The organism is Pseudomonas sp. SJZ077, from assembly GCF_007993905.1.
Taxonomy (GTDB): Bacteria; Pseudomonadota; Gammaproteobacteria; order Pseudomonadales; family Pseudomonadaceae; genus Aquipseudomonas; species Aquipseudomonas mandelii.
Window position 1 is genome coordinate 155,551 of sequence record NZ_VIUJ01000004.1, and the last position, 25,135, is coordinate 180,685.

Annotated in this window: 22 protein-coding genes and 1 pseudogene; 21 read left to right on the plus strand and 2 right to left on the minus strand. The window is 60.3% G+C overall.

Annotated elements, in window-relative coordinates:
• The first annotated feature begins 149 nt into the window (after positions 1 to 149).
• From FBY01_RS09230 to FBY01_RS09260, 7 genes are all read left to right on the plus strand, one after another.
• Entirely contained in the window at positions 150 to 746 is a 597-nt protein-coding gene (locus FBY01_RS09230; protein WP_010460085.1) for a paraquat-inducible protein A, read from the plus strand.
• On the plus strand, positions 743 to 1,402 hold the full coding sequence (locus tag FBY01_RS09235; protein WP_077748399.1) for a paraquat-inducible protein A: 660 nt from the start codon (positions 743 to 745) through the stop codon (positions 1,400 to 1,402). The genes FBY01_RS09230 and FBY01_RS09235 overlap by 4 nt, the downstream gene beginning before the upstream one ends.
• A complete protein-coding gene (locus FBY01_RS09240) occupies positions 1,383 to 3,038 on the plus strand; it encodes an intermembrane transport protein PqiB (protein ID WP_145307212.1) in 1,656 nt (551 codons plus the stop codon). Before FBY01_RS09235 ends, FBY01_RS09240 begins: the two co-directional genes overlap by 20 nt.
• A gap of 16 nt (positions 3,039 to 3,054) precedes the next feature.
• Positions 3,055 to 3,615, plus strand: coding sequence for a membrane integrity-associated transporter subunit PqiC (locus tag FBY01_RS09245; RefSeq protein ID WP_083376798.1), 561 nt, complete (start codon positions 3,055 to 3,057; stop codon positions 3,613 to 3,615).
• Positions 3,616 to 3,820: 205 nt separating this feature from the next.
• Positions 3,821 to 4,831 carry an iron ABC transporter substrate-binding protein gene (locus tag FBY01_RS09250; RefSeq protein WP_145307214.1) on the plus strand — a complete coding sequence of 337 codons (1,011 nt, stop codon included), beginning with the start codon at positions 3,821 to 3,823 and terminating at the stop codon, positions 4,829 to 4,831.
• Between the two features lie 3 nt (positions 4,832 to 4,834).
• Positions 4,835 to 6,433: an ABC transporter permease subunit gene (locus tag FBY01_RS09255; RefSeq protein ID WP_145307357.1), complete on the plus strand. Its 1,599-nt coding sequence runs from the start codon at positions 4,835 to 4,837 to the stop codon at positions 6,431 to 6,433.
• Positions 6,430 to 7,500: an ABC transporter ATP-binding protein gene (locus FBY01_RS09260; protein WP_145307217.1), complete on the plus strand. Its 1,071-nt coding sequence runs from the start codon at positions 6,430 to 6,432 to the stop codon at positions 7,498 to 7,500. The genes FBY01_RS09255 and FBY01_RS09260 overlap by 4 nt, the downstream gene beginning before the upstream one ends.
• A 10-nt stretch (positions 7,501 to 7,510) precedes the next feature.
• On the opposite strand, the gene xerC is transcribed toward FBY01_RS09260, so the two are convergent.
• Positions 7,511 to 8,401, minus strand: coding sequence for a tyrosine recombinase XerC (xerC, locus tag FBY01_RS09265; RefSeq protein WP_010460071.1), 891 nt, complete (start codon positions 8,399 to 8,401; stop codon positions 7,511 to 7,513).
• Between the two features lie 402 nt (positions 8,402 to 8,803).
• Here xerC and arnB point away from each other — a divergent pair, with 402 nt between their 5' ends.
• From arnB to FBY01_RS09315, 10 genes and pseudogenes are all read left to right on the plus strand, one after another.
• Positions 8,804 to 9,952 (plus strand): UDP-4-amino-4-deoxy-L-arabinose aminotransferase, encoded by a 1,149-nt coding sequence (arnB, locus tag FBY01_RS09270; protein ID WP_145307359.1) that lies wholly within the window; start codon positions 8,804 to 8,806, stop codon positions 9,950 to 9,952.
• A complete protein-coding gene (gene arnC / locus FBY01_RS09275) occupies positions 9,949 to 10,968 on the plus strand; it encodes an undecaprenyl-phosphate 4-deoxy-4-formamido-L-arabinose transferase (RefSeq protein ID WP_083376803.1) in 1,020 nt (339 codons plus the stop codon). Before arnB ends, arnC begins: the two co-directional genes overlap by 4 nt.
• The gene (arnA, locus tag FBY01_RS09280; protein ID WP_145307220.1) at positions 10,965 to 12,971 is read left to right on the plus strand and encodes a bifunctional UDP-4-amino-4-deoxy-L-arabinose formyltransferase/UDP-glucuronic acid oxidase ArnA; all 2,007 of its coding nucleotides are present in this window, start codon (positions 10,965 to 10,967) and stop codon (positions 12,969 to 12,971) included. Before arnC ends, arnA begins: the two co-directional genes overlap by 4 nt.
• Positions 12,971 to 13,855 carry a 4-deoxy-4-formamido-L-arabinose-phosphoundecaprenol deformylase gene (arnD, locus tag FBY01_RS09285; RefSeq protein ID WP_145307224.1) on the plus strand — a complete coding sequence of 295 codons (885 nt, stop codon included), beginning with the start codon at positions 12,971 to 12,973 and terminating at the stop codon, positions 13,853 to 13,855. Before arnA ends, arnD begins: the two co-directional genes overlap by 1 nt.
• Positions 13,852 to 15,501 carry a lipid IV(A) 4-amino-4-deoxy-L-arabinosyltransferase gene (gene arnT / locus FBY01_RS09290; protein WP_145307227.1) on the plus strand — a complete coding sequence of 550 codons (1,650 nt, stop codon included), beginning with the start codon at positions 13,852 to 13,854 and terminating at the stop codon, positions 15,499 to 15,501. The genes arnD and arnT overlap by 4 nt, the downstream gene beginning before the upstream one ends.
• On the plus strand, positions 15,498 to 15,842 hold the full coding sequence (gene arnE / locus FBY01_RS09295; protein WP_010460060.1) for a 4-amino-4-deoxy-L-arabinose-phosphoundecaprenol flippase subunit ArnE: 345 nt from the start codon (positions 15,498 to 15,500) through the stop codon (positions 15,840 to 15,842). The genes arnT and arnE overlap by 4 nt, the downstream gene beginning before the upstream one ends.
• Positions 15,839 to 16,240 carry a 4-amino-4-deoxy-L-arabinose-phosphoundecaprenol flippase subunit ArnF gene (gene arnF, locus FBY01_RS09300; protein ID WP_145307230.1) on the plus strand — a complete coding sequence of 134 codons (402 nt, stop codon included), beginning with the start codon at positions 15,839 to 15,841 and terminating at the stop codon, positions 16,238 to 16,240. The genes arnE and arnF overlap by 4 nt, the downstream gene beginning before the upstream one ends.
• A pseudogene (locus FBY01_RS09305) lies at positions 16,237 to 17,618 on the plus strand (UDP-glucose/GDP-mannose dehydrogenase family protein); the annotation flags it as partial. The gene arnF and the pseudogene FBY01_RS09305, both read left to right, overlap by 4 nt.
• Positions 17,616 to 19,229, plus strand: coding sequence for an ArnT family glycosyltransferase (locus FBY01_RS09310; RefSeq protein ID WP_372241864.1), 1,614 nt, complete (start codon positions 17,616 to 17,618; stop codon positions 19,227 to 19,229). The pseudogene FBY01_RS09305 and the gene FBY01_RS09310, both read left to right, overlap by 3 nt.
• Positions 19,230 to 19,254: 25 nt before the next feature.
• The gene (locus tag FBY01_RS09315) at positions 19,255 to 19,539 is read left to right on the plus strand and encodes a hypothetical protein (protein WP_145307236.1); all 285 of its coding nucleotides are present in this window, start codon (positions 19,255 to 19,257) and stop codon (positions 19,537 to 19,539) included.
• A gap of 82 nt (positions 19,540 to 19,621) precedes the next feature.
• Here the strand turns inward: FBY01_RS09315 and FBY01_RS09320 are convergent, their stop codons facing one another.
• Positions 19,622 to 20,587 (minus strand): LysR family transcriptional regulator, encoded by a 966-nt coding sequence (locus FBY01_RS09320; protein ID WP_145307239.1) that lies wholly within the window; start codon positions 20,585 to 20,587, stop codon positions 19,622 to 19,624.
• 359 nt (positions 20,588 to 20,946) lie between these two features.
• Here FBY01_RS09320 and argH point away from each other — a divergent pair, with 359 nt between their 5' ends.
• From argH to FBY01_RS09340, 4 genes are all read left to right on the plus strand, one after another.
• The gene (gene argH, locus FBY01_RS09325; protein ID WP_145307241.1) at positions 20,947 to 22,374 is read left to right on the plus strand and encodes an argininosuccinate lyase; all 1,428 of its coding nucleotides are present in this window, start codon (positions 20,947 to 20,949) and stop codon (positions 22,372 to 22,374) included.
• Between the two features lie 153 nt (positions 22,375 to 22,527).
• Positions 22,528 to 23,406, plus strand: coding sequence for an amino acid ABC transporter permease (locus FBY01_RS09330; RefSeq protein ID WP_010460052.1), 879 nt, complete (start codon positions 22,528 to 22,530; stop codon positions 23,404 to 23,406).
• 10 nt (positions 23,407 to 23,416) lie between these two features.
• Positions 23,417 to 24,181, plus strand: coding sequence for an amino acid ABC transporter ATP-binding protein (locus FBY01_RS09335; RefSeq protein WP_010460050.1), 765 nt, complete (start codon positions 23,417 to 23,419; stop codon positions 24,179 to 24,181).
• A 39-nt stretch (positions 24,182 to 24,220) separates the two neighbouring features.
• Positions 24,221 to 25,045 carry an ABC transporter substrate-binding protein gene (locus tag FBY01_RS09340; protein ID WP_042932091.1) on the plus strand — a complete coding sequence of 275 codons (825 nt, stop codon included), beginning with the start codon at positions 24,221 to 24,223 and terminating at the stop codon, positions 25,043 to 25,045.
• Positions 25,046 to 25,135: the final 90 nt, after the last annotated feature.

The window sequence follows — 25,135 nt, forward strand, 5'->3', positions numbered from 1 at the left end:
ACGACGACGATCCCTGTGGGAGTGAGCCTGCTCGCGATAAACGATAACGCGGTCAATCAGTTGTTTAGGCCTTTCGATTTGCTCAATCGCAAGGCACTTCTATATTGAGGAGGTGCTCTGACTTTCCTGCGTCCTGGCGAGTGCGGCCAATGGCTACGACTGACCAACTGATCATCTGCGAGCACTGCGACTGCGTGTATGAAAAAGTCACGCTCGCCAAACATCAAAAAACCCTGTGTACACGCTGCGGCGGTGTGCTCCAGCGCTATAACGGCCTGACGGTGGAACAACGCCTGGCGTTGACCTGGACGGCGCTGATGCTGTGGATTTTCGCCAATTTCTACCCCGTCATGAGCATCAGCCTCAAAGGCCTGAAAAACAGCGCAACCCTCTGGGACTCGGTGCTGGCCCTGAGCCTGGGGCCGATCACGTTCATTGCCATGGTGGCGGCGATCGCGATGATCATCGCGCCGATTTTCCAGCTGTTGCTGCTGATCTGGGTGCTGAGCTATGCCCTCGCCTCCCGGCGCTCGCCCGGTTTCAGCTTCTGCATGCGCTGGCTGGAAACCCTGCGGCCCTGGAGCATGCTCGAAGTCTGTCTGCTGGGGGCCATGGTTGCGGTGATCAAGCTCGCCGGGTTGCTGGATGTGCTGCCCGGCATCGGTCTGTTTGCCCTGGCCGTGCTCAGCCTGATGATGATCCGCATCGCCGGGCGCGATATCCGTGAGCTGTGGGACATTCTATGACAACGCCTCCTGTCGCCAGCGAACTCAACCTCTGCCTGTGCCACAGCTGCGGACTGGCCTGCGACATGACAGGTGAACCGCACCAATGCGAGCGCTGCGGCGCGCCGTTGCATCGGCGCAAAACCAACTCGCTGACCCGCACCTGGGCCTACCTGCTGACCTCATTGGTGTTTTACGTCCCGGCCAATCTGCTGCCGGTGATGAATACGAAGATGGTCGGTAACGGTGCTGACAGCACGATCATGGGCGGCGTGCTGGATTTCTGGCAGCACGGTGCCTGGGACATCGCCCTGATCATTTTTATCGCCAGCATCGCGGTGCCGGGCGTCAAGTTCGTCGCGTTAATGCTGCTGCTGATTACGGTGCATCGCAACAGCCTATGGGCGCGCAAGGAACGATCGACGTTATACCGCTTCGTCGAGCTCATCGGTTATTGGTCCATGCTCGACGTGATCGTGGTGGCCCTGGTGGCCTCACTGGTGAAGTTTCAAGCCCTGGCCGATATCGAACCGCGTCCGGGCATTCTGTTTTTCGGACTGGTGGTGGTGTTCACCATGCTGTCAGCGATGAGTTTCGACCCGCGTCTGATCTGGGATAACGAGCAGGATAAAAACTCACACACCGAGGAGGACATGGATGAAGTCGCAAGTCACTGACGGGCCGCAAGCCCCTGGCCAGGCCCCAATCAAGACTCGTCGTTTCAGCGTTTCGCTGGTCTGGATCGTGCCAATCGTCGCAGTACTGGTGGGCATTTCCCTGGTGGTCCACAGCATGATGCAGGAAGGCCCGACCATCACGGTCACGTTCAAGACCGGCAGCGGCCTGACTGCCAACAAGACCGAGGTCAAATACCGCAATGTGGTGATCGGACAGGTCTCGGACGTGGAACTGAGCAGCGACCAGAAGAGTGTCAACGCCACGATCAAACTGGCCAAACAGGCGGAAAGCTTCACCCGTGAAGACTCACAGTTCTGGGTGGTGCGTCCGCGTATCGGTGCCGGCGGCGTGTCGGGCATCGATACCCTGTTCTCCGGTGACTACATCGGCGCGGATATCGGCCAGTCCAACACCCGTTCGAAACACTTCAAAGGCCAGGAAAACCCGCCAGCGATTACCTATGGCGAACCGGGCAAACGCTTTACCTTGCACACCCAGGACCTCGGATCACTGGACATCGGCTCGCCGGTCTATTACCGAAAAATCCCGGTCGGCCAGGTGGTGGCCTATGCGCTGGACCCCGACGGTAACGGTGTGAACATCGACCTGTTCATTCACGCGCCCAACGATGCCTATGTCACCGAAAACACAAGGTTCTGGAACGCCAGCGGTATTGATGTCAGCGTCGGCGCCAATGGCTTCGCGGTGAAGACCGAGTCGTTGTCATCGCTGCTGGTGGGCGGCATCGCCTTCCGCGCGCCGGAGTACAGCCCCAACGATAAACCGGCGGCAGAAGAGTATGCCTATGAACTGTTCCCCGACCAGCAAACCGCCCTCGCCCCGCCCAGTGGCAAGGGCCAATACTTGAGCCTGCGTTTCGACCAGGCCCTGCGTGGCCTCAAAGTCGATGCACCGGTGGAATTCCTCGGCGTGGAGTTCGGCAAAGTGGTGTCGATCAATCTGGATTTCGATGCGAAAAAGCGCAGCTTCCCGGTCAACGTTGGCATCGTGATCTACCCGCAGCGCCTGGGTTCGGCCCATACCAAAATGCTCAAGGCGCTCAATCATGATCCCAATGATGAAGCCGCAGCCGTGCGCTTGATGGGTTCCTTTATCGAGAACGGTCTGCGCGCCCAGGCACGCAGCGGCAATCTGCTGACCGGCCAGCTGTACATCTCACTGGATTTCTACCCCAAGGCCGAGAAAGTCGCGTTCGATCCAAGCGCCCGTCCGGTCAGTATTCCGACCATTCCCGGCAGCCTCGAACAGTTGCAGGAAAAACTCGAAGGCATGGTCAACAAGATCAACCAACTGCCGATCGAGCGAATTGCCGGCAATCTGGACAGTAACCTCGTCGAACTGCGCAAAGGCCTCGCCCAATTCAACGCCAAGACGCTGCCGGGCGTGCAAACCACCCTGGCCGACGTCAGCAAGACCCTGCAATCGGCCAGTTCGACGCTCGCCGAAGATTCGCCGCAGCGGGAACAGCTGACCCAGACCCTGGACGAACTCGGACGCATGTCGCGCTCCTTGCGTGAGCTCTCGGATTACCTGGGACGCCATCCGGAATCGCTGATTCGCGGCCGCCCCAACAACGCCGCACCGATGGATCTGCAGGCGCCACCGCGCAACTGACCACAGGAGCAACACCATGGCTTTTTCGCTGAAGATCACCTTGGTCACCGCGCTGTTACTGCTCACCGCTTGCCGCAGTGACCCGATTCAGTTTCACACCCTGATTCCGGCGCAATTGGGTAATCAATCCAGAGGCGGTACCTCGGAGATCGAGATTGAAAGCATCAGCGTGCCGCCCCAGGTCGATCGTCCGCAGATCGTGATCCGCCAGGGCAACAGCGGCCTGGCGATACTCGAAACCGAATGGTGGGCCGCGAGCCTGGTGGATGAATTGCGCAGCGCCATGGTTGACCAACTGCTCAACAGCCATTCACAACGCAAAATGTCACTGCGCCTGGATGTGCAGCGCTTCGACTCGATTCCAGGGCAATACGCGCTGATCGACGTCAAATGGCGCCTGCGCAGCCTTGGCGACAGTGATAACACGCTGATTACTTGCCGCAGCACGTTGCAGTCACCTTCCGGTCCCAGCATTGATGAATTGGTGGTGGCGCATCAGAACAACGTCAAGCGTCTGGCCGCTGCGATCAATCAGGCGGCCGGCGGAACTTCGAAAGGCTGCCCATCGAGCCAGTGACCACACCGTTTGATTCAGACCCATCGGGCAAGGGGCCGAGGTGCTGCTAATCTGAATGTAAATGACATGTATTAACGGTTTCTTTGACGTTTTTTTCTCATTTTGAGCTCTACATTCCCTGCGATTCAAACATGCAAATGGTTCGCATTGATTGATCCGCGAATGGACGTGCATGCCTTCCAAAAGAACAGGAGCTGCCGACAGAATGTTCACCTCTACCCCTTCCTTCCTCAAAGCGGCCTTGCTGGCCACTGCCCTGCTCGGCGCCACACAGGTGTTTGCAGCGGATGACGGCATTGTGGTCTACAACGCGCAGCACGAAAGCCTGACCAAAGCCTGGGTCGAGGGCTTCACCAAGGAAACCGGCATCAAGGTCACCGTGCGCAATGGTGACGATACCGAGATGGGCAATCAGATCGTGCAGGAAGGCGCCGCGTCCCCAGCCGATGTGTTCCTGACCGAGAACTCCCCGGCGATGGTGCTGGTGGACAACGCCGGCCTGTTTGCGCCGGTTGCCCCGACGACGCTGGAGCAAGTCGAGGCGGCATATCGTCCGGCCCATGGCAAATGGGTCGGGATTGCCGCGCGCTCAACCGTGTTTGTCTATAACCCTGCGAAACTGCCCGAGGCCGACTTACCGAAATCACTGATGGACCTCGCGGGTCCGGCGTGGAAAGGTCGTTGGGGCGCTTCTCCGGCGGGTGCTGACTTCCAGGCAATCGTCGCCGCAGTGCTGGAACTCAAGGGTGAAGCCGCAACGCTGGAATGGCTCAAAGGGATGAAAACCAACGTTACGGCCTATCGCGGCAACAGCGCCGTGCTCAAGGCGGTGAATGCCGGGCAGATCGACAGCGGCGTGATCTATCACTATTACAGCTTCGGCGATCAAGCCAAGACCGGCGAAAACAGCAACAACACGGCCCTGCACTACTTCAAGCACAAGGACCCGGGGGCCTTTGTCAGCGTCTCGGGGGGCGGCGTATTGGCGTCCAGCAAGCACAAGGAACAAGCCCAGGCGTTGCTCAAATGGATCACCGGCAAGGACGGCCAGGACATCCTCAAGACTGGCAAGTCGTTTGAATACGCCGTGGGCAAAAACGCCCCATCCAATCCGAAACTGGTGCCTTTGTCGCAACTCGACGCCCCGATGGTCGATGCGTCGAAACTCGACAGCAAAAAAGCCGTGGACCTGATGACTCAGGCGGGGCTGCTCTAATTGATCCCTGAATCCCTGCCAACCGGTATCCCCGCGGCGATACCCGTCAACCTGCGACGACGCGCCCGTGGCGTCTTCGCCGGTCGCGGTGGCGCCTGGGTAATCGGTTTGTCCGTGTTGGTGTCGTTGCTGGCACTGATGCCGATCGCCTTCGTGATCGGCGTCTCGGTACAAACCGGCTGGGCAACGCTGGTGCCGCTGGTGTTCCGGCCTCGGGTCGGCGAGTTACTGATCAACACCGTGTTGCTGGTGGTGATCACGATTCCGTTGTGCATCAGCCTGGGCCTGGCCCTGGCCTGGTTGACGGAGCGCACCAACCTGCCCGGGCGACGTGGCTGGTCGTTGCTGGCGATCGCGCCGCTGGCGGTGCCGGCCTTCGTGCACAGCTATGCCTGGGTCAGCCTGGTACCACCGATTCACGGCCTGTTTGCCGGGGTTCTGGTCTCGGTGATCGCCTACTTCCCGTTCCTGTACTTGCCGATTGCAGCGACGTTGCGCCGGCTCGACCCGGCGATCGAAGACGTGGCCGAATCCCTGGGGCTCAAGCCCTGGGCGATCTTCTTTCGTGTGGTGTTGCCGCAACTGCGCCTGGCCATCTGTGGCGGTGCGTTGCTCGTGGGCCTGCACCTGCTGGCCGAATATGGCCTGTACGCGATGATCCGCTTCGACACCTTCACCACGGCGATCTTCGATCAGTTCAAATCCACCTTCAACGGCCCCGCTGCCCACATGCTGGCCAGCGTGCTCGCCCTGTGTTGCCTGGTGATGCTGACCGCCGAGTCGGCCGCTCGCGGTACGGCGCGTTACGCCCGGGTCGGTTCCGGCAGCGCGCGTGAACAACGGGTGGTGCGCCTGGACGCTCAAGCCACCGTGCTGGGGTTGATGCTGCAAATCACCACCTGCGCCCTGGCCTTGGGTGTGCCGCTGATCACCTTGGGCAAATGGCTGATCGCGGGCGGCCCGCAAGTCTGGGACTTGGCAGAGCTTGTGCCGGCGCTGGAACAAACCCTGCTGCTGGGGATTTGCGGCGCAGTCCTGACCACCTGCGCCGCGATCCCGATCGCCTGGCTGTCGATTCGCTCGCCGGGTCGGCTGCAGCGGTTGCTCGAAAGCTGCAACTACATCACCAGCTCGTTGCCCGGCATCGTCGTGGCCCTGGCCTTGGTCACCATTACCATTCATTTCGCCCGACCGATCTACCAGACCACGATCACCGTCCTGTTGGCGTATCTGCTGATGTTTTTGCCCCGCGCCCTGGTGAGTTTGCGTGCGGGCATCGCGCAGGCACCGGTCGAACTGGAAAACATGGCGCGCAGCCTCGGCCGCTCGCCTGCGCGAGCACTGTGGCTGATCACCCTGCGCCTGGCCGCGCCCGGGGCCGCCGCCGGTGCCGCGCTGGTGTTTCTGGCGATCACCAATGAGCTGACCGCGACCCTGCTGCTCGCCCCCACCGGCACGCGCACCCTGGCCACCGGTTTCTGGGCCATGACCAGCGAAATCGACTATGCCGCCGCGGCGCCCTACGCCCTGCTGATGATTGTGCTGTCGCTTCCGTTGACCGCAATTCTTTATTACCAATCCAAACGAACGGCTGGACGATGAACGCTCTGGAACTGCACGCGATCTGCAAATATTACGGTTCTCAGCGAGCGCTGGAGAACGTCATCCTGTCGGTGCCAAAAGGCAGCCGGACAGTCATCGTTGGCCCCTCGGGTTCCGGCAAAACCACGTTGCTGCGGATGATCGCCGGTTTCGAATTCCCGGACACGGGCAGTATTTCGCTCGACGGCCAGACACTCGTCGACGACACCCATGAAGTCCCGGCGCATCAGCGCTTGATCGGCTATGTCCCCCAGGACGGCGCGCTGTTCCCGCACATGACGGTGGCCGCCAATATCGGTTTCGGGCTGTCGACCACAGGCGACGCGAAGCACCAGCGAATCGCTGAGTTGATGGACAGCGTGGCCCTCGACGCGAGCATGGCCCAACGTTGGCCCCATGAGCTTTCCGGCGGTCAGCAACAGCGAGTGGCGCTGGCGCGAGCGTTGGCGCAGCAGCCACGGCTGATGTTGCTGGACGAGCCGTTTTCGGCCCTCGATACCGGTCTGCGGGGCGCCATGCGCAAAATGGTCGCGCGATTGCTGTCCGACGCCGGCGTCACCACCATCCTGGTCACCCATGACCAGAGTGAAGCCTTGTCGTTCGCCGATCAGTTGGCGGTAATGCGTGACGGCCGGCTGGTGCAGTCGGGCCATCCGCTGGACCTTTACCGCTATCCCGACGACGAACAGACCGCGCTGTTTCTTGGAGATGCCGTGGTCATGCCCGCCAGGATCGAGGCCGGGTGGGCCCATTGCGATCTGGGCCGTATTCCGGTTAACAACCACCGTAATAACAATGCCGCGCAGATCATGCTGCGCCCCGAGCAGCTGCAACTGGTCAGCATCCAGCCCAGTCCGACCGAAGTCGCCGGGTGCCGCGCCGTGGTGACCGAGCGGGATTTCAGCGGCAACACCTGCACCTTGACCGTGGAGTTGCAGCCCACCGTCGCCGGCGACCCGCACGGTCGATCATTGATGGTGCGCAGCTCTGGCCTGTACGCGCCGCCCGCTGGCAGCGAGGTTCACGTATCAACCATCGGCCATGCCCATGTGCTGAGTGAACCCTGAATCCACTCCATCACAGATCAAAGCGATCCACCGCCCGACGCCGCTCGTTGTCGTCGCGCACATCGTAGTTGGCCGTCGTCTGGATATTGCTGTGATGAGCGAGTTTTTGCGCGATCGACAGGTCATGCTCTTCGATCACCCGGGTGATGAACGAGCGCCGGAAATCATGCGGCATGATCTTCACCCCGACCTGCGCACCGCGCTGCCGGGCGATGTAATAGATCGCGTGTTTGGTGATGCGCTCGCGGGTGATGTGGCTGCCGCGACGGATGCGGTTGAACAGGAACGGGTCGTCCACCTCGCCTTCCTTTAGGTGCGAACGGCGCAGCTCCAGCCAGGCCTGCAGTTTTTCAAAGGCCCAGGCCGGGGCGTATTTGATCAACTGCTTGTTGCCCTTGGCGGTGACCCGCAAGCTGCGCTCGCTGAAATCCACCTGTGACAGGTCCAGGTTCACCGACTCGGATTTGCGCATTCCCGAACCGTACAAAATCCCGATGATGGCGGCGTCTCTCAAGCCTTGAGGACGCGGGTCGGCGGCACACACCGCCATCATCTCCTGAATCAGCGAGCGCCTGAGGTTGCGCCCCTGGGACAGACGCGTGCCGGCAATCCCTTTCACCGAGCGCATTTTCAGCAAGTGTTCCTGACTGATCAGGCTCATGCGCCACGCTTCGTTCATCACCCCGCGTACCGCATTGACGTACAGCGACGAGGTATTCGGTGCGTAGCCGTCTTCACGCAGCGCTGCGACCAGCGCAATCACATTGTCGGGTTGGAGCTGATGCCAGGGAATCTCCTCGACGTTCATGTCTTCGAAACCCAAACGGTCGGCCGCATCCTGCAAAACGTAGCGCATGGTCAACTGACTGGAGGGCGCCAGTCGGGCCAGGTAGACAGTCATCGGGTTGGTCTTCGAAGCAACAGAGTGGGTATTAACTAAGTCAATCAAACGAAACGGCCTTGAGTGGAAACAATTCAGTAAAAACAACTAAGGATTGAAACATTGTTCATATAAAGGGGAACACTTCCGCAGGACTTCTCTTCTAAAAATCGCGATAAACGGCAGAAGTCTGAACAGTGGCTGTATGACTTTCAGATAAACGATTCGAAGACCGGTTTTTCATGTTCCTTTCACAAAATCGGGCATAACCTTCAATCAACCCGACGAGCCCTTGTGGGTCGTCACGCTGCCGGTCGCGGCCCGGAAAGTCAATTGATGGCTACCTGCTCCGACAGTCAACCCCTTGAAAACACGCTTCTTTCGGCGATTTTGCTGAAGGAAGCCGTTCGCCCGGAGATTCTTATGAATGCGGCGTTTCTCCCCTTCTCCCGCCCGACTATCGGCGATGAGGAAATCGCAGCCGTAGAGCAAGTATTGCGCTCCGGCTGGATCACTACCGGGCCGAAAACCCAGCAACTGGAAGAGCAATTCGCCCACTATGTCGGCTGCCGTCATGCCGTTGCACTTTCTTCGGCCACTGGTGGTATGCATATCACGTTACTGGCATTGGGCATTGGTCCGGGCGATGAAGTCATTACGCCGTCGCAGACCTGGGTGTCCACGGCCAACATGATTTGCCTGTTGGGTGCCAAACCGGTCTTTGTCGACGTTGACCGCGACACGCTCATGTGTGACCTGGCCAGCATCGAGGCCGCGATCACGCCGCGCACCCGGGCAATCATTCCGGTGCACTACGCCGGTGCCGCCTTCGACCTTGATCCACTTTACGCATTGGCCGACAAACACGGCATCCCCGTCATCGAAGACGCCGCCCATGCAGCAGGCACCTTTTATAAAGGTCGACATGTCGGCGCGAAAGGCACGGCGATCTTCTCGTTCCACGCGATCAAGAACATGACCTGCGCCGAGGGCGCGATGTTCGTCAGCGACGACACCGCGCTGGCCAACCGGGTACGCATGCTCAAGTTTCATGGGCTGGGCGTTGATGCCTACGACCGGCTGACCCACGGTCGCAGACCTCAGGCACAAGTGATGGAGCCGGGTTTCAAATACAACCTGGCCGACATCAATGCCGCCATCGCCCTGGTGCAGCTGGAGCGTCTGGGTGCGATCAACGCCAAGCGCACCGAGCTGGCGCGCACCTACCTGCAACGCCTCGAAGGTTTACCGGTGCAACCGCTGGCCATCCCGACGTATCCGCAGCGGCACGCGTGGCACCTGTTCGTCCTGCGCATCGACGCCGAGCGCTGCGGACTGGATCGCGATGCCTTCATGAGGGCCTTGCAGGAACAGAACATCGGCACTGGCATTCACTTCATCGCCACGCACCTGCACACCTGGTACCGCCAGCGTTTCCCTGACCTTCACCTGCCCAACACCGAATGGAACTCGGAGCGCCTGTGCTCGATTCCGTTGTTCCCCGACATGACCACCGATGACGTCAATCGTGTCGTCGACGCCATCGAAAACACACTGGAAAAAAGCCTGTGAAACCGTATCCGATCCGTTGCGTGTCGATCGTCATCCCGGTCTACAACGAACAGGACAGCCTGCCCGAGCTGCTCAGGCGGACCGAAGCGGCCTGCCGTTTGTTGCGCCATGACTATGAAATCGTGCTGGTCGATGACGGCAGCCGCGACAACTCCGCACAAATCCTCGAGGAGGCCGCCAATCGAGAGTGCAGCCCGGTGGTGGCGGTCATTCTCAACCGCAACTACGGCCAGCACGCGGCAATCATGGCCGGTTTCGAGCAGTGCAAAGGCGATGTGGTGATCACCCTCGACGCCGACCTGCAAAACCCGCCGGAAGAAATCCCTCGCCTGGTGGCGCAGGCCGAGCTGGGCTATGACGTGGTTGCCACGGTACGCAACAACCGCCAGGACTCCGCGCTGCGCCGCTGGCCGTCGAAGCTGATCAACCTGGCCGTACAGCGCTCGACCGGTGTGGCCATGAGCGATTACGGCTGCATGCTGCGCGCCTACCGCCGCAGCATCGTCGACGCGATGCTCGCCTGCCGCGAACGCAGCACCTTCATTCCGATCCTGGCCAACAGCTTTGCCCGGCACACCACGGAGATCCTGGTGACCCACGCCGAACGTGAACACGGCGAATCCAAATACAGCCCCATGCGCCTGGTCAACCTGATGTTCGACCTGATCACCTGCATGACCACCACGCCGCTTCGGTTGCTGAGCATCGTCGGCTTCGCCATGGCCGGACTCGGCTTGCTGTTCGCCACGGCGTTGATCGTCCTGCGCCTGGTGTTCGGCGCCGAATGGGCCGGCGACGGCACATTCGTGTTGTTCGCCGTGCTGTTTGTGTTCACCGGCGGGCAGTTCATCGGCATGGGCCTGTTGGGCGAATACCTGGGCCGCATGTACAGCGACGTCCGCGCCCGCCCCCGATTCTTCGTCGAGAAAGTCCTGCGTAGCCAACCCGCCACGCCAGCGCCCGTTGTCACCGTCGACGGCCTCACTAACACTTCTTCCGATCAGGTTCTCTCATGAGCGCAAAAGCTGTTGTCTTCGCCTATCACGATATCGGCTGTGCCGGCATCGAAACCCTGCTCGACTCAGGCTTCGAGATCGCCGCGGTGTTTACCCATGCCGATGATCCGAAGGAAAACGCCTTTTACGCCTCCGTGGCGCAACTGTGCGCGCGCAAGGGCATCCCGGTTCATGCCCCGGAAGATGCCAACCATCCGTTGTGGATCGAGCGCATCAGCAAGCTGAAACCCGATTACCTGTTCTCGTTCTACTACCGCCATCTGCTGAGCGAACCGCTGTTGGCCACGGCACGCCAAGGTGGGTTCAACCTGCACGGTTCGTTGTTGCCACGCTACCGGGGACGTGCACCGGCCAACTGGGTGCTGGTCAACGGTGAAAGTGAAACCGGCGTGACCCTGCACCGTATGGTCAAGCGCGCCGACGCCGGCGCAATCATCGCCCAGCAACAGGTGGCCATTGAACGCAGCGACACAGCGCTGAGCCTGCACCGCAAATTGCGTGTGGCCGCCATCGACCTGCTGCGCGATGCCTTGCCGGCGTTGCGTCAAGGCACCGTCAGCGAAACCCCGCAGGACGAATCCAAAGCCACGGTATTCGGACGTCGCACCCCGGCCGACGGCAAGCTTGTATGGAAGCGCCCCGCCGAAGATCTGTTCAACCTGGTTCGCGCCGTCACCCAGCCGTACCCAGGCGCGTTCTGTGCCGTTGGCGAACACAAGCTGATCGTCTGGAGCGCAGAAGTTGCCAAGGGCAACGCGGGCCTGGCACCGGGCCGGGTCATCAGCGTCGATCCGCTGCGCATTGCCTGTGGCGAAGACTCTTTGGTCATCACCTCCGGCCAGCGTAACGACAACGGCTTGTACCTGAGCGGTCCGCAACTGGCCAGTGAACTGGGGCTGGTCGACGGTTCCGTGTTGCGTGGCGCCGAGTCCGGCCGCGCGCCACGCCGCACTCGGGTGCTGATCCTGGGCGTCAACGGCTTCATCGGCAATCACCTGTCCGAGCGGCTTTTGCGCGACGACCGATACGAGGTGTACGGCCTCGATATCGGCTCCGATGCCATTGACCGCTTGCGCAGCCATCCGCGTTTTCACTTCGTCGAAGGCGACATCAGCATTCACTCCGAGTGGATCGAATACCACATCAAGAAGTGCGACGTGATCCTGCCGCTGGTGGCGATAGCCACGCCAATCGAATACACCCGCAACCCGCTGCGGGTGTTCGAACTGGACTTCGAAGAGAACCTGAAACTGGTGCGCTACTGCGTCAAATACAACAAGCGCGTGATCTTCCCGTCGACCTCCGAAGTGTATGGCATGTGCCAGGACCAGAACTTCGACGAAGACAGCTCCAACCTCGTCGTCGGCCCGATCAACAAGCAACGCTGGATCTACTCGATCTCCAAGCAGTTGCTCGACCGGGTGATCTGGGCCTACGGCCAGAAAGGCCTGAACTTCACCCTGTTCCGTCCTTTCAACTGGATGGGCCCGCGCCTCGACCGGCTGGACTCGGCGCGGATCGGCAGCTCCCGGGCCATCACCCAACTGATCCTGAACCTGGTGGAAGGCACGCCGATTCGCCTGTTTGACGGCGGCGAGCAGAAACGCTGCTTTACTGACATTGCCGACGGCGTCGAAGCGCTGGCACGGATCATCGACAACGAGAACGATGCCTGTAATGGCCAGATCATCAACATCGGCAACCCGGACAACGAGGCCAGCATTCGTCAGTTGGGCGAAGAACTGTTGCGTCAATTCGAAGCGCACCCGTTGCGCGCCAACTTCCCGCCGTTCGCTGGTTTCCGCGACGTGGAAAGCAAGGCGTTCTACGGCACCGGCTACCAGGACGTGTCCCACCGCAAACCGAGCATCGCCAACGCCAAGCGCCTGCTGGACTGGACGCCGACGGTGGAGATGAGCGAGACCATCGGCAACACCCTGGATTTCTTCCTGCGCGAGGCCATGCTCGAAATAGCCGAGCACTCCAAAGAAGAATCATGCTGATGCGGGCAGGCCTTCGGATCGATGTCGACACTTACCGGGGCACCCGTGAGGGGGTGCCGCGACTGCTGGAAATCCTCGATGAAGCGCAGGTCAAGGCGACGTTTTTCTTCAGTGTCGGGCCGGACAATATGGGGCGTCATCTGTGGCGCCTGATCCGCCCGCAATTCCTCTGGAAAATGCTCCGTTCCAACGCGGCCGGCCTGTACGGCTGGGACATTCTGCTGGCCGGCACGGCCTGGCCGGGCAAACCGATCGGCCGCGACCTCGGGCACTTGATGCGTCAGGCCCGGGATGCGGGCCATGAAGTCGGTCTGCACGCCTGGGATCACCATGGCTGGCAGGCCAATGCCGGGCGTTGGAGCGAGGCGCAGCTGATCGAACAGATCCGCCAGGGCGTCGACACCCTCAGCGACATCCTCGGGCAAGCCGTCGAGTGCTCGGCGTCGGCCGGTTGGCGTGCGGACGAACGCGTGATCGAGGCCAAGCAGGCCTTCGGCTTTCGCTACAACAGCGATTGCCGCGGCCAGAGCCTGTTCCAACCAAGGTTGGCCGGCGGAGGCTTGGGGGCGCCGCAGATTCCGGTGGACCTGCCGACCTTCGATGAAGTGGTGGGCCCTGCCGTCGCAGCCAAAGACTTCAACGGGTTCATCCTCGACCAATTCTCCGCTGAAAAACTCAACGTCTACACGATCCACGCCGAAGTAGAAGGGATTCTGATGGCCAACGATTTCCGTCAACTGCTGGCCGATGCGCGCCAGCGTGGTATCGGCTTTAAACCCTTGGGCGACCTGCTTCCCGCAGCCCCGGGCGCCTTGCCAGCGGGCCGGGTCGTGCGCGGCCATCTCGAAGGCCGGGAAGGCTGGCTGGGAGTGCAAGGCGCATGAGCAGACGCTGGGGACTGCCGCTGCTGTTGGGGGTTTTTCTGTTGGCGTATCTGTTGCCGTTGGGCAGCCACGGCTTATGGATTCCCGATGAAACCCGCTATGCGCAGATCAGCCAAGGCATGCTCCTGAGCGGCGACTGGGTATCGCCGCATTTCATGGGCCTGCGTTATTTCGAAAAACCGGCAGCCGGGTACTGGGTGATTGCGGCCAGCCAGGCCTTGTTTGGCCAGAACCTGTTTGGAGTGCGCTTTGCCTCGGCGCTGAGCATGGGCCTGAGTGTGTTGTTGTGTTTTCTGATCGCCCGTCGTTTGTGGAACGAACCGCGCAAAAGCTTTGCCTGTGCGTTGCTGTACATGAGTTTCACCGTGGTCGCGGGCCAGGCCGGCTACGCCAATCTCGACCCGCAATTCACCTTCTGGGTCAATCTGAGCCTGGTCGCGTTATGGTTCGCGCTCGACAGCGACCGCCGTGGTCCGCGCCTGACCGGTTGGGCGGTGCTGGGGCTGGCCTGCGGCATGGGATTCATGACCAAGGGCTTTCTCGCCTGGTTACTGCCGGTGCTGATCGCCCTGCCCTTCATGATCTGGCAAAAACGCTGGCGTGAGCTGCTGGTCTACGGCCCCGTGGCGATCATCGTGGCTATTGCGGTCAGTCTGCCGTGGGCGCTGGCGATTCACTCGCAGCAACCCGATTACTGGCGATTTTTCTTCTGGCACGAACACATACGTCGCTTTGCCGGTGACGACGCCCAGCATGACGCGCCGTGGTGGTTCTATTTGCCGTTGCTGGTGGCGTTCAGTCTGCCGTGGGTGGCATTGCTGCCGTCGGCGTTGCGGCAAGCATGGACAACCCGTGGCCAGGTCCGCATCGGTTTTCTACTGCTGTGGCTGGTAATGCCGCTGCTGTTTTTCAGCCTGAGCAACGGCAAATTGCCGAGCTACATCTTGCCCTGCCTGCTGCCATTGGCCTTGCTGTTGGGGCATACCCTGGCCGACCGACTCAAGCTGGAGCAAGGCCGGGTCCTGGGCCTCAACGGTTTGCTGAACTTGCTGCTGGGGCTGACCGCCCTGCTCGCACTGGTTTACCTGCAACTGAAAAAGCCGCTGTATAACCATGAACTGCACAACCTGGTGCTGGTGTTCATCGGCCTGATCGGCTGGATCATGGCCAACCTGCTGCAAGCTTTCAGACCCCTGCAATGCTGGGCAGCACCGGCCTTCGGTAGCCTGCTGCTGATCGGTCTGCTGCCCGCCGGGCTGCCCGACTCGGTGGTGGCCAACAAGATGCCCGACCAGTTCATCCGCCATCACGCCGATGAATTGGCGCAGACCGGGAAACTGTTGAGCAACGATCTCGGCGCCGCGGCTGCCTTGGCCTGGCGTCTGAAGCGCCCGGACGTGGCGTTGTACAACACGATAGGCGAACTGAAATATGGCCTTGCTTATCCTGACTCGGTGCAGCAGCGCGTCGATCCCGATCAGGTTCAGCAGTGGATGCGCAACGCCCGTCAGAGCGGCTCGGTCGGCGTGGTGATGCGGGTCAAGGGTGAGGACGAGCTGCAAGAAATCGAACGGCTGCCCAAGGATGGCAAGCGCTATGAACAAGGCAATCTGGTGATTCTGATCTTTCCTCAGGGTGCGTCATGAGCCTGCTCCTGCTGTTGGCCGCGTGCCTGCTGACCTGTCTGGGCCAGATCGCCCAGAAGTACGCCGTCGACAGTTGGCGGGCGAAGCCGTCAGCCTGGGGCGAGAAACTGCGCTCCCCTTGGTTGTGGCTGGCACTCGCTGCGCTGGGGTTGGGTTTGCTGGTCTGGCTGCTGGTGTTGCAGCGCCTTGAAGTCGGCATTGCCTACCCGATGCTCAGCCTGAATTTCGTGCTGATTACCCTGATCGCCCGGTTTGTCTTCCATGAGCCCATCGACCGCCGGCACTGGCTGGGCGTGGCGCTGGTGATCGGCGGTGTGATTCTGCTGGGGCAACACGCATGAGCCTGCGTCGCGGAATCACCTTCGCCATGGGCAGCGTGCTGCTCGGCAGCGCGGCGCAGTTGGGCATGCGCTGGAGCATGACGCGCCTGCCGTCCCCCGAACATCTACTGACTTCCAGCATCGATCCAGCGGCGGTCGCCGTGGTGCTGGGAGCGATTCTGGCCTACGGAGTTTCAATGCTGTCCTGGCTCGCCGCCCTGCGGGATGTGCCGCTGGGCCGGGCCTATTCGCTGCTGAGCATCAGCTACGCGCTGGTGTATCTGCTGGCCGCCAGCCTGCCGCTGTTCAACGAAGCGTTCAGCGTTACAAAAACCCTCGGCGTGGCCCTGGTCATGCTTGGGGTCATCACCATCAACTCACGTCCGGCTCGCGCGCCCGAACGCAGGAGTGCCTCATGAAAATCAGTGTATTTGGTAGCGGTTACGTTGGCCTGGTGCAAGCCGCCGTCCTGGCGGAAGTCGGCCACGACGTGGTCTGCATGGACATTGACGAGAAGAAAGTCGAATTGCTGCAACAAGGCCACGTGAGCATTTTCGAACCGGGGCTGGCCAGCCTTGTGCGCGAAAGCCTGGAAGCCAAACGCCTGCAATTCACCACCGATGAAAAACTCGCGGTGCAGCATGGTCAGGTGCTGTTTATCGCGGTCGGTACACCGTCCCGGGACGATGGCTCGGCGGACCTGCGCTACGTGTTGTCGGTGGGCGAAGCGGTTGCACGGCATCGTGAGCAGCCGGTGATTCTGGTGGAGAAATCCACGGTACCGGTGGGCACGGGCGACACCTTGCGAGCGCATATTGACAAGTGCCTGATCAAGGTCGGCCGCTTGCTGCAGTTCGATATCGTCTCCAACCCCGAATTTCTGAAGGAAGGTTCGGCCGTGGCGGACTGCCGGCGCCCGGACCGGATCGTCATCGGCTGCGACAGCGATGACGTGCGCGACGTGATGCGCGACCTTTACGCGCCGTTCAATCGCAACCACGACCGCATCATGTTCATGGACCTGCGCAGCGCAGAGCTGACCAAGTACGCCGCCAACTGCATGCTGGCCACCAAGATCAGCTTCATCAACCAGATCGCCGAACTGGCCGAGCATCTGGGTGCGGACATCGAATCGGTGCGCCTGGGCATCGGCGCCGACTCGCGCATCGGTTACCACTTCATCTACCCCGGCTGCGGGTATGGCGGCTCGTGTTTCCCCAAAGACATGCGCGCGCTGATTCACAGCGCCGAAGAGGCGCACTGCTCCAGCGACCTGTTGCAGGCAGTGGAAGCGATCAATCAGCGGCAGAAGCACAAGCTGTTCGAGCGCATCAACGCGTTCTACAAGGGTGACTTGCGCGGCAAGACCTTCGCCGTGTGGGGCCTGGCCTTCAAACCCAACACCGATGACATGCGTGATGCGCCGAGCCGGGTGCTGCTGGAATCGCTGTGGGCCGCCGGTGCCAGCGTGCGCGCATTCGACCCGGAAGCCATGCAGGAAACCCAGCACCTGTATCCCGAGGAGTCGAAGTTGATGCTGATGGGCACACCGGAATCGGTATTGGCCGGTGCCGATGCGCTGATCATTTGCACCGAGTGGCAGCAGTTCAAGGCCCCGGATTTCAACCTGATCCAGCAACGGTTGAAGGCGCCGGTGATCTTCGACGGACGCAATTTGTACGACGCCGAACGCCTTGCACGCAGCGGTTTCCTGTACTTCCCGATAGGCCGTGGGGAATCACGCAAATTGCCGATTCCGTTCCAGCAGTGGCCCGCGAATCAGGTCGTCGCTTGATCGCCGTATCGGCGCCCATACGCCGGCAGTCCTTGTGGCTGGGGCTGCTGGCGCTGGGGCTGTTCAGCGCCGGGGTTTATCAGCAGGCCGCCATCGGTTTCGATTCGCGTTTTGTGCTGTTTGCCGAGGAAATGCTGCGCCATGGGCCGTCGGTTTTTCCGACCACCTATGGCCAGCCCTACGCCGATTACTCGGCGCTTTCGACCCTGTTCATCTGGGTCCTGTCGTTGCCCTTCGGACAGGTCAACAGCCTCAGTGCCTGGTTACCAAGCGCAATTGCCGGGGCGGTAATCGTTACGCTGATGTACCGCTTGCTGGCGCCCTACTCCCCACGTTGGGCGCTGCTGAGTATCGCGTTGATGTTGATGACCAACACCTTCGTCACCGAAGTCCGAGCGGTGTCCCAGGACCTGATGCTCGCGGCGCTCGCCTTTGCAGTGTTCTATCTGGGTTATGCCGCGGACCACTTTTCGGCACCCCGGCGCTGGCTGCTGATTTTTGCCCTGTTGCTTCTGGGCTTTGCGGTTCGTGGCCCGATCGGGCTGGTGGTCCCGACTGGCATGCTGTGCAGTTATTGGCTGCTCAATCGCCAATGGCAGCGGCTGTTCGGCTTCGGCCTGACGGCGGCGGTACTGCTGGCCGCAAGCGTCGGCATGTTGTTATGGCTGGCCGAAAGCCGTGGCGGTCCCCTGTTCATGCAGGATGTCGTGCGCATGCAGTTTCTGGGGCGAATGGACGGCAGTGAAGGCGTGAGCGGTTCGCTGTATTACTTCACCGGATCGCTGGGCAACTATGCGCTGGCGTATCCGTTGGCGCTGCTGGTGTTGGCGGCAGTCTGGCTGCCCCATCAGCGCCAGGCAGGTCCGGCGCTGCGCCTGTTGCAGTACTGCACGGCGGCGGCGTTGATTGTGATGGTCGGACTGTCGATTCCCCAAGCAAAAAAGGCCCGCTACCTGCTGCCGATGTTGCCCATGGCCGCGATCATTGCCGCGTACCCGTTCCAGGTCGCGCGGGGGCGGGTTTTCGTTTGGTTGCGCGGTTTGATGCAAGGAGTGTGGTTGTTGACGCCCTGCGTATTGATCGGCGTGTTGCTGTACGCCCATCGACGGTTTCCCGAGCAACTGACCTCGATCACTTCGATGCTGATCATCCTCGCCGCGCTGCAAGTGATCGCACTGGCCACGCTATTCAGGCCCCGATGGCGGGCACAAACCTTGGCGTTTTGCGCGGTTCTGGCGTTGTGGTCGGTGTACATTCTGGTGTTCGAGCCGGTCGAACGCCGGCTCTACAACACCCAGACGTTCAGCCGCGCGGCCTTTGCGCTCGTGCAAAACGATCCGGCGCCGCTGGTATTGCATGGCATGGGTAAAGACGCGAAGGCGATCAAGTTCATGGTCAATATCGATGAGGACTTGCAACCGGTGTTCACCGAATCGATTCAGGAGCTGGAACAGCTTCAACTGCCGGCGTGGTTGATGATGGACGCGCGTGACTATCGGGCTTTGCAAGGCACGCCGTTCGCAGCCGTGCCGCCGGTGTTGAGCGGCCGATTCGACAAAGATGATTACGTGTTGCTGCACCTCAACCCGCCTTCGCAGGTGTCGAGTCCGTGAGCCTGCTGCTAAAGTGCACGGAGCAATGTCATTGCCCGCCGTGCCCACTCCACCGACGCCGCCGCCCTCCCCGCCATCGAGCGTTCGGCGGCTGGCCACCGCCAAGTTTAAAAGAAGAATATTTTTCGCAAGAATTTACTTGTTGATCATTTCTTGCGCTGGCTTCCACACCATGATTGTTTTTTCCGTGATTACTGACTTTGCAGATATTGATTCTATTATTCGCAGAATAAGGGGCGGGACTTGTTATATCGGCTTATCAATTTATCTTTTGATTGCCTTCCCAAAAAAACTTGAGAAGGTACTGTAAAAAACAAATCAGATTGATCAAAACAGATGACGATGCGCAGCCTGAAATAATCCCTGTGTTGCGTATCAGATGTGTCTGACTTTCAAACCGGTGCCTTCAGATCCACACCCAATGCCTGCGCAAACGCCTTGACCAGCGGGCTGCGCACGGTGTTGTGGCGCAGGATCAGATTGAACGGCGTGACGATGCTGATCAGGTCCGGGCGCACCGCGCGAAATTGCCCCTGAGCCGCCATCGATGCGGCGTAATGCTGCGGCAAAAAGCCCAGGAAACGCCCGGTCTTGATCAGCAATGCCACGGCTTCCACCTGAGTTGCCGAGGCTGAAAAACTGTCGTAGTGGACGAAATTGTGTTTGTCGCGATGAATCGCGTAGCGGTGGTTGATGAACTCGTAATCCTTGAGCACGTGGCTGCCGATTTCGGCGTCCGGCATCGAGAACAGCGGATGACCGAGCGCGCAGTAAACCTCCGAGCGCTCTTCATACAGTGCGTAGTAATCGAACTCTTCACGCTTCTGATAAACAGGAACGATGCCCGCCACTAACCGCCCCTCTACGACGCCTCTTTCGACTTCATCCAGTTGCGATGACTGAAGTTGGAACCTTACTTTAGGTGACTCTTCATTGATTCTTCTAAGCGCGGCCACTAACGGTGAATTATCGTCGGAGATTGTATTGTCAATAACACCTACCCCAAGGTCACCGACAAGTTCATTCTGCGCCGAACTAAGCCGATCACGAAAGTTGTCGACCGAGGCAAACAAGTCGATGGATGCCTGGTACACCAGACTGCCTTCTTCGGTCAGGTGAAAGCCTTCCCGGCCTCGGGTGCACAGGCGCATGCCAATGCGGATTTCAAGGTCGGAAATCTGTTTGCTGATGGCTGCCAGCCCCACATTCAGCTCGTTCTGGGCGGCACTGAAGCCTCCGGCCTCGACCACGGCCTTGAACACTTTTAGCAGTTTGAAATCCAGGCCACTGAGGGCCAGCGGCGCCCGATGCGACGTTTTCGGTGGCGGGTTTCCGGAATTGGAAAGTGGGGTTTCCATAATGCTTATTTACCTCTGGCGCCCTATTCAACACTCTGTGTCCAACAACAAAAATAGTGCTGGTAAATAATAATGAACACAGAAAACCAGGCTTGGCAACCGCTAATAATCCCCGTACTTCAGTGCCAACTCACTGATTTCGAACTATTAAAAGCTGACACTTCGATCAGCTCTCGCAACGATGTAACTGCCCCTATTGAAACTGCTTTGGCCTGACCACGCCCGGTTGATTTTTTAACGATCCCGGCACGGGTTCCAGGTCCGGCATACCGATCTGTAGGAGCGAGGCTTGCCCGCGAAGCTCTTCGGCATCACACCAAACTAATGACTAACTTCCGGCTACGACGAGGAAAACAACAATGTCTCAAACCACCGACCGTCTCTGGGGTGCGCGCTTCAAAAGCGGCCCATCCGAAGCCCTGGCGGCGTTGTCCCGTTGCCCCGAGCGCTACTTTCGCCTTACCCCGTACGACCTTGCCGGTTCCAAGGCGCATGCCCGTGAACTGCAACGCGCCGGGCTGTTGAGCGAGCAGGAAACCCAGACCATGCTCGATGCCTTGCAGCGCATCGGTGATGACTTCCGTGCCGGCAGCATCGCGCCGACCCTGGACGACGAAGACGTCCACACCTTTATCGAACGCCTGCTAACCGAACGCCTCGGCGCCCTCGGTGGCAAACTGCGCGCCGGGCGGTCCCGTAACGACCAGACCGCCAACGACCTGCGTCTGTTCCTGCGGGATCACGTGCGCACCCTGGCCGTCGAAGTACTGGCCTTGCAGCAAGCGCTTGTGGATCAGGCCGAGCAACACATCGAGAGCATCTGTCCAGGCTTCACTCACTTGCAGCAAGCGCAACCGATCGTCTTCGCTCACCACTTGCTGGCTCACGCTCAATCGATGCTGCGTGACGTGCAACGCCTGGTGGACTGGGACAATCGCACCTCGCTGTCGCCACTCGGCGCGGCGGCCATGGCCGGTTCCGCCATCGCGCGCCTGCCGCAGCAGTCGGCCAAGGAAATGGGCTACAGCGGCGTCTGCGAAAACTCCATTGACGCCGTGGCCAGCCGCGATCACGTCGCCGAGTTTCTGTTTATCGCCAGCATGCTCGGGATCAACATTTCCCGCCTCGCCGAAGAGTTTTGCCTGTGGTCGTCGCGGCAATTTCGCTGGGTCGCGCTGGACGATGCCTACGCCACCGGCAGTTCGATCATGCCGCAGAAGAAGAACCCGGACATTGCCGAACTGGCCCGGGGCAAGGCTGGCCGCTTGATCGGCAACCTCACCGGGTTGTTATCGACGTTGAAATCCCTGCCGCTGTCGTACAACCGCGACTTGAGCGAAGACAAGAACGGCGTGCTCGACAGCGTCGACACGCTGCTGCTGGTGTTGCCGGCCATGGCCGGGATGGTCGCAACCATGAAGGTCAACGTCGAAGAACTGCGTCGCCAGGCACCGCTCGGTTTCACCCTGGCCACCGAAGTCGCCGACTGGCTGGCCATGCGCGGCGTACCGTTCAAGGAAGCGCATGAAATTACCGGCGCGCTCGTCCAGGCCTGTGAGAAACACGACATTGAATTGTGGGAAGCATCGCCGGCGCTGCTGGCCGAGATCGATCCACGCCTGACCGCGGAAGTGCGCGAGAGTCTGACCCTCGAAGCTGCCATCGCCGCCCGCAGTGGCTGGGGTGGCACGGCGCCGCAACAGGTGCGCGAGCAGATCGGCCGTCTGAAAACCGCCCTCGCGGCGCAGCAGCAATGGACCGAGAACTATCAGGGTTTCCGCCTCTGAAGCAGCACGCAAAAATCCGTAGGAGCGAAGCTTGCTCGCGAAGAGGTCATGTCAGTCGACCTCAATGTTGAATGTCTCACCGCTTTCGCGAGCAAGCTTCGCTCCTACAGGGGATTTTGGTTGATCTGAAAGAACAGTGTACGGAGAAACAACATGAGCCAGACTCAGGCAGAACGACTCCAGCGGGAGCGAAAACTGGCGGAAAACCAGTTCGACATTACCCAATACCACCACGTGCCCCGGCGTTATTACGGGCGGATTTTCTTCGCCACCGTCATCGTCATTGCGATCCTCGGGCTGGTACGCGCCTTCGCCGAAGGCAAGATCGAATGGTCGTACATCGGCCAGTTCCTTACCTCGCAAGCGATCATGTGGGGTTTGCTCAACACCATCGTCATGGCGGTGCTGGCGATGGCCCTGGGCATCGTCTTCGGGGTGATCACGGCGATCATGCGCATGTCGGCCAATCCGATCCTGCGTTATGTGGCGGTGACCTACACCTGGCTGTTTCGCGGTACGCCGCTGATCCTGCAACTGCTGTTGTGGTTCAACCTGGCGCTGATCTTTCCCACCATCGGCATTCCCGGCGTGTTCGAAATGGACACCGTGACTCTGATGACCCCGTTCGTGGCCGCCCTGCTCGGCTTGAGCATCAACCAGGGCGCCTACACCGCTGAAGTGGTGCGTGCCGGTTTGCTGTCGGTGGACACCGGGCAGTACGAAGCCGCCAAGTCGATCGGCATGCCACGCCTGCAAGCCCTGCGCCGGATCATCCTGCCGCAAGCCATGCGGGTGATCATTCCGCCGGTGGGCAACGAGTTCATCGGCATGGTGAAAATGACCTCCCTGGCGAGCGTCATCCAGTACTCGGAGCTGCTCTACAACGCCCAGAACATCTACTACGCCAACGCCCGCGTAATGGAGCTGCTGATCGTCGCCGGTATCTGGTACCTGGCCACCGTCACCGTGCTGTCCTTCGGTCAAAGCCGTCTGGAGCGTCGTTTCGCTCGCGGCGCCGGCAAGCGTTCTTGAGGAGCCCCACATGAGAAGCATCGTCAAGGCCGTGAGCCTGAACAAATATTACGACCAGTTCCACGCGCTCAAGGACGTCAATATCGAAGTCGAGCAAGGCGAAGTGCTGTGCATCATTGGCCCGTCCGGCTCCGGCAAAAGTACCTTGCTGCGTTGCGTCAACCAGCTGGAAAAGATCGACAAGGGCGGCCTGTGGGTCGACGGCGAACTGGTGGGTTACCGGGTCGTCGGCAACAAACTGCACGAGCTCAACGAGTCGCAGATCGCCCGTCAACGCCTGTCCACCGGCATGGTGTTCCAGCGTTTCAACCTGTTCCCGCACATGACTGTGCTGCAAAACATCATCGAAGGGCCGTGCCAGGTGCTCAAGCGTTCGCCCAAAGAGGCGCACGAAGAAGCCGTGGAATTGCTCGCTCGCGTCGGCCTGGCCGACAAGCGTAACAGCTACCCGATCGAACTCTCGGGTGGTCAGCAGCAACGCGTCGCCATTGCCCGTGCCCTGGCCATGCGTCCCAAGCTGATGCTGTTCGATGAACCCACTTCGGCACTCGACCCGGAACTGGTCGGTGAGGTGCTGTCGGTGATGCGTGACCTCGCGCAAACCGGCATGACCATGATCGTCGTCACCCATGAACTGGGCTTTGCCCGTGAGGTTGCCAACCGCATGGTGTTCATGGACGGCGGGCAGATCGTGGAGGCTGGAAGCCCCGAAGAAATACTAATAAGTCCGCAAAACCCGCGCACCCAAAGCTTCATTTCTGCCGTTCGAACCTAAGCGCCGTTTGGCGCTCACAACACTCATAAGAGAACGACCATGAAGAAAATAGTTATCCCGACAGTACTCGCAGGTGTTATGGCTTGCGGCTTCACCTTCGCCGCTGAGCTTCCGGCCGGCATCAAGGAAAAAGGCGAGGTCGTTGTGGCGATCATGCCGAACTACCCGCCGATGGATTTCAAGGACCCGGCCACCAACACCCTCACCGGTCTCGACGTTGACTTGGGCAATGCCCTGGCCGAACGTCTGGGCGTGAAGATCAAGTGGCAGGAAACCGGCTTCGAGCAAATGATCAATGCCCTGACCACCGACCGGGTGGACATGGTGATGTCGGGCATGACCGACACCGCTGAACGCCAGGCCAGCGTGACCTTTGTCGACTACTTCACCAGTGGCCCGCAGTTCTACACCTTGCAGAAGAACAAGGACTTCAACGAGATCACCGACCTGTGCGGCAAGAAAGTCGGCACCAGCCGTCGTACCACCTTCCCGGCGGAAATTGCTGAATACAGCAAGGCCCACTGCGAAGGCGCCGGCAAACCGGCCATCGTGGTGGTCGGCACCGAAGGCTCGGCCGATGCCCGCGCGCAATTGCGTCAGAGCCGTATCGATGCGGCCATGCAGGGTAGCGAAACCCTGCCGTATCTCAAGACCCAGGAAAAGGACATGTACAAGACCGTGGGCCTGCCAATCTCCCAGCAGTTCACCGGCCTTGGCGTGAGCAAGAAAAAGCCTGAGTTGAGTGAAGCGGTGAAGGTCGCGTTGCAGAGCATGGTCGATGACGGCAGCTATCAGGCGATCCTCAAGAAATGGGACCTGGAACTGGGCGCGATCAAGACCGTGACCATCAACGCCGGCAAGTAATGCTTGCCCTGTAGGAGCGAGGCTTGCCCGCGAAGGCGGTGTTTGGCAGAGATGTTGAATGTACCGGCCTCTTCGCGAGCAAGCTTCGCG

Bases quoted from the DNA above. Each gene is read 5' to 3' on its own strand.
- FBY01_RS09230 (WP_010460085.1), top strand. From the start codon at position 150: ATGGCTACGACTGACCAACTGATCATCTGCGAGCACTGCGACTGCGTG.
- FBY01_RS09235 (WP_077748399.1), top strand. From the start codon at position 743: ATGACAACGCCTCCTGTCGCCAGCGAACTCAACCTCTGCCTGTGCCAC.
- FBY01_RS09240 (WP_145307212.1), top strand. From the start codon at position 1,383: ATGAAGTCGCAAGTCACTGACGGGCCGCAAGCCCCTGGCCAGGCCCCA.
- FBY01_RS09245 (WP_083376798.1), top strand. From the start codon at position 3,055: ATGGCTTTTTCGCTGAAGATCACCTTGGTCACCGCGCTGTTACTGCTC.
- FBY01_RS09250 (WP_145307214.1), top strand. From the start codon at position 3,821: ATGTTCACCTCTACCCCTTCCTTCCTCAAAGCGGCCTTGCTGGCCACT.
- FBY01_RS09260 (WP_145307217.1), top strand. From the start codon at position 6,430: ATGAACGCTCTGGAACTGCACGCGATCTGCAAATATTACGGTTCTCAG.
- xerC (WP_010460071.1), bottom strand. From the start codon at position 8,401: ATGACTGTCTACCTGGCCCGACTGGCGCCCTCCAGTCAGTTGACCATG.
- arnB (WP_145307359.1), top strand. From the start codon at position 8,804: ATGAATGCGGCGTTTCTCCCCTTCTCCCGCCCGACTATCGGCGATGAG.
- arnA (WP_145307220.1), top strand. From the start codon at position 10,965: ATGAGCGCAAAAGCTGTTGTCTTCGCCTATCACGATATCGGCTGTGCC.
- arnD (WP_145307224.1), top strand. From the start codon at position 12,971: ATGCGGGCAGGCCTTCGGATCGATGTCGACACTTACCGGGGCACCCGT.
- arnT (WP_145307227.1), top strand. From the start codon at position 13,852: ATGAGCAGACGCTGGGGACTGCCGCTGCTGTTGGGGGTTTTTCTGTTG.
- arnE (WP_010460060.1), top strand. From the start codon at position 15,498: ATGAGCCTGCTCCTGCTGTTGGCCGCGTGCCTGCTGACCTGTCTGGGC.
- arnF (WP_145307230.1), top strand. From the start codon at position 15,839: ATGAGCCTGCGTCGCGGAATCACCTTCGCCATGGGCAGCGTGCTGCTC.
- FBY01_RS09315 (WP_145307236.1), top strand. From the start codon at position 19,255: ATGTCATTGCCCGCCGTGCCCACTCCACCGACGCCGCCGCCCTCCCCG.
- FBY01_RS09320 (WP_145307239.1), bottom strand. From the start codon at position 20,587: ATGGAAACCCCACTTTCCAATTCCGGAAACCCGCCACCGAAAACGTCG.
- argH (WP_145307241.1), top strand. From the start codon at position 20,947: ATGTCTCAAACCACCGACCGTCTCTGGGGTGCGCGCTTCAAAAGCGGC.
- FBY01_RS09330 (WP_010460052.1), top strand. From the start codon at position 22,528: ATGAGCCAGACTCAGGCAGAACGACTCCAGCGGGAGCGAAAACTGGCG.
- FBY01_RS09335 (WP_010460050.1), top strand. From the start codon at position 23,417: ATGAGAAGCATCGTCAAGGCCGTGAGCCTGAACAAATATTACGACCAG.
- FBY01_RS09340 (WP_042932091.1), top strand. From the start codon at position 24,221: ATGAAGAAAATAGTTATCCCGACAGTACTCGCAGGTGTTATGGCTTGC.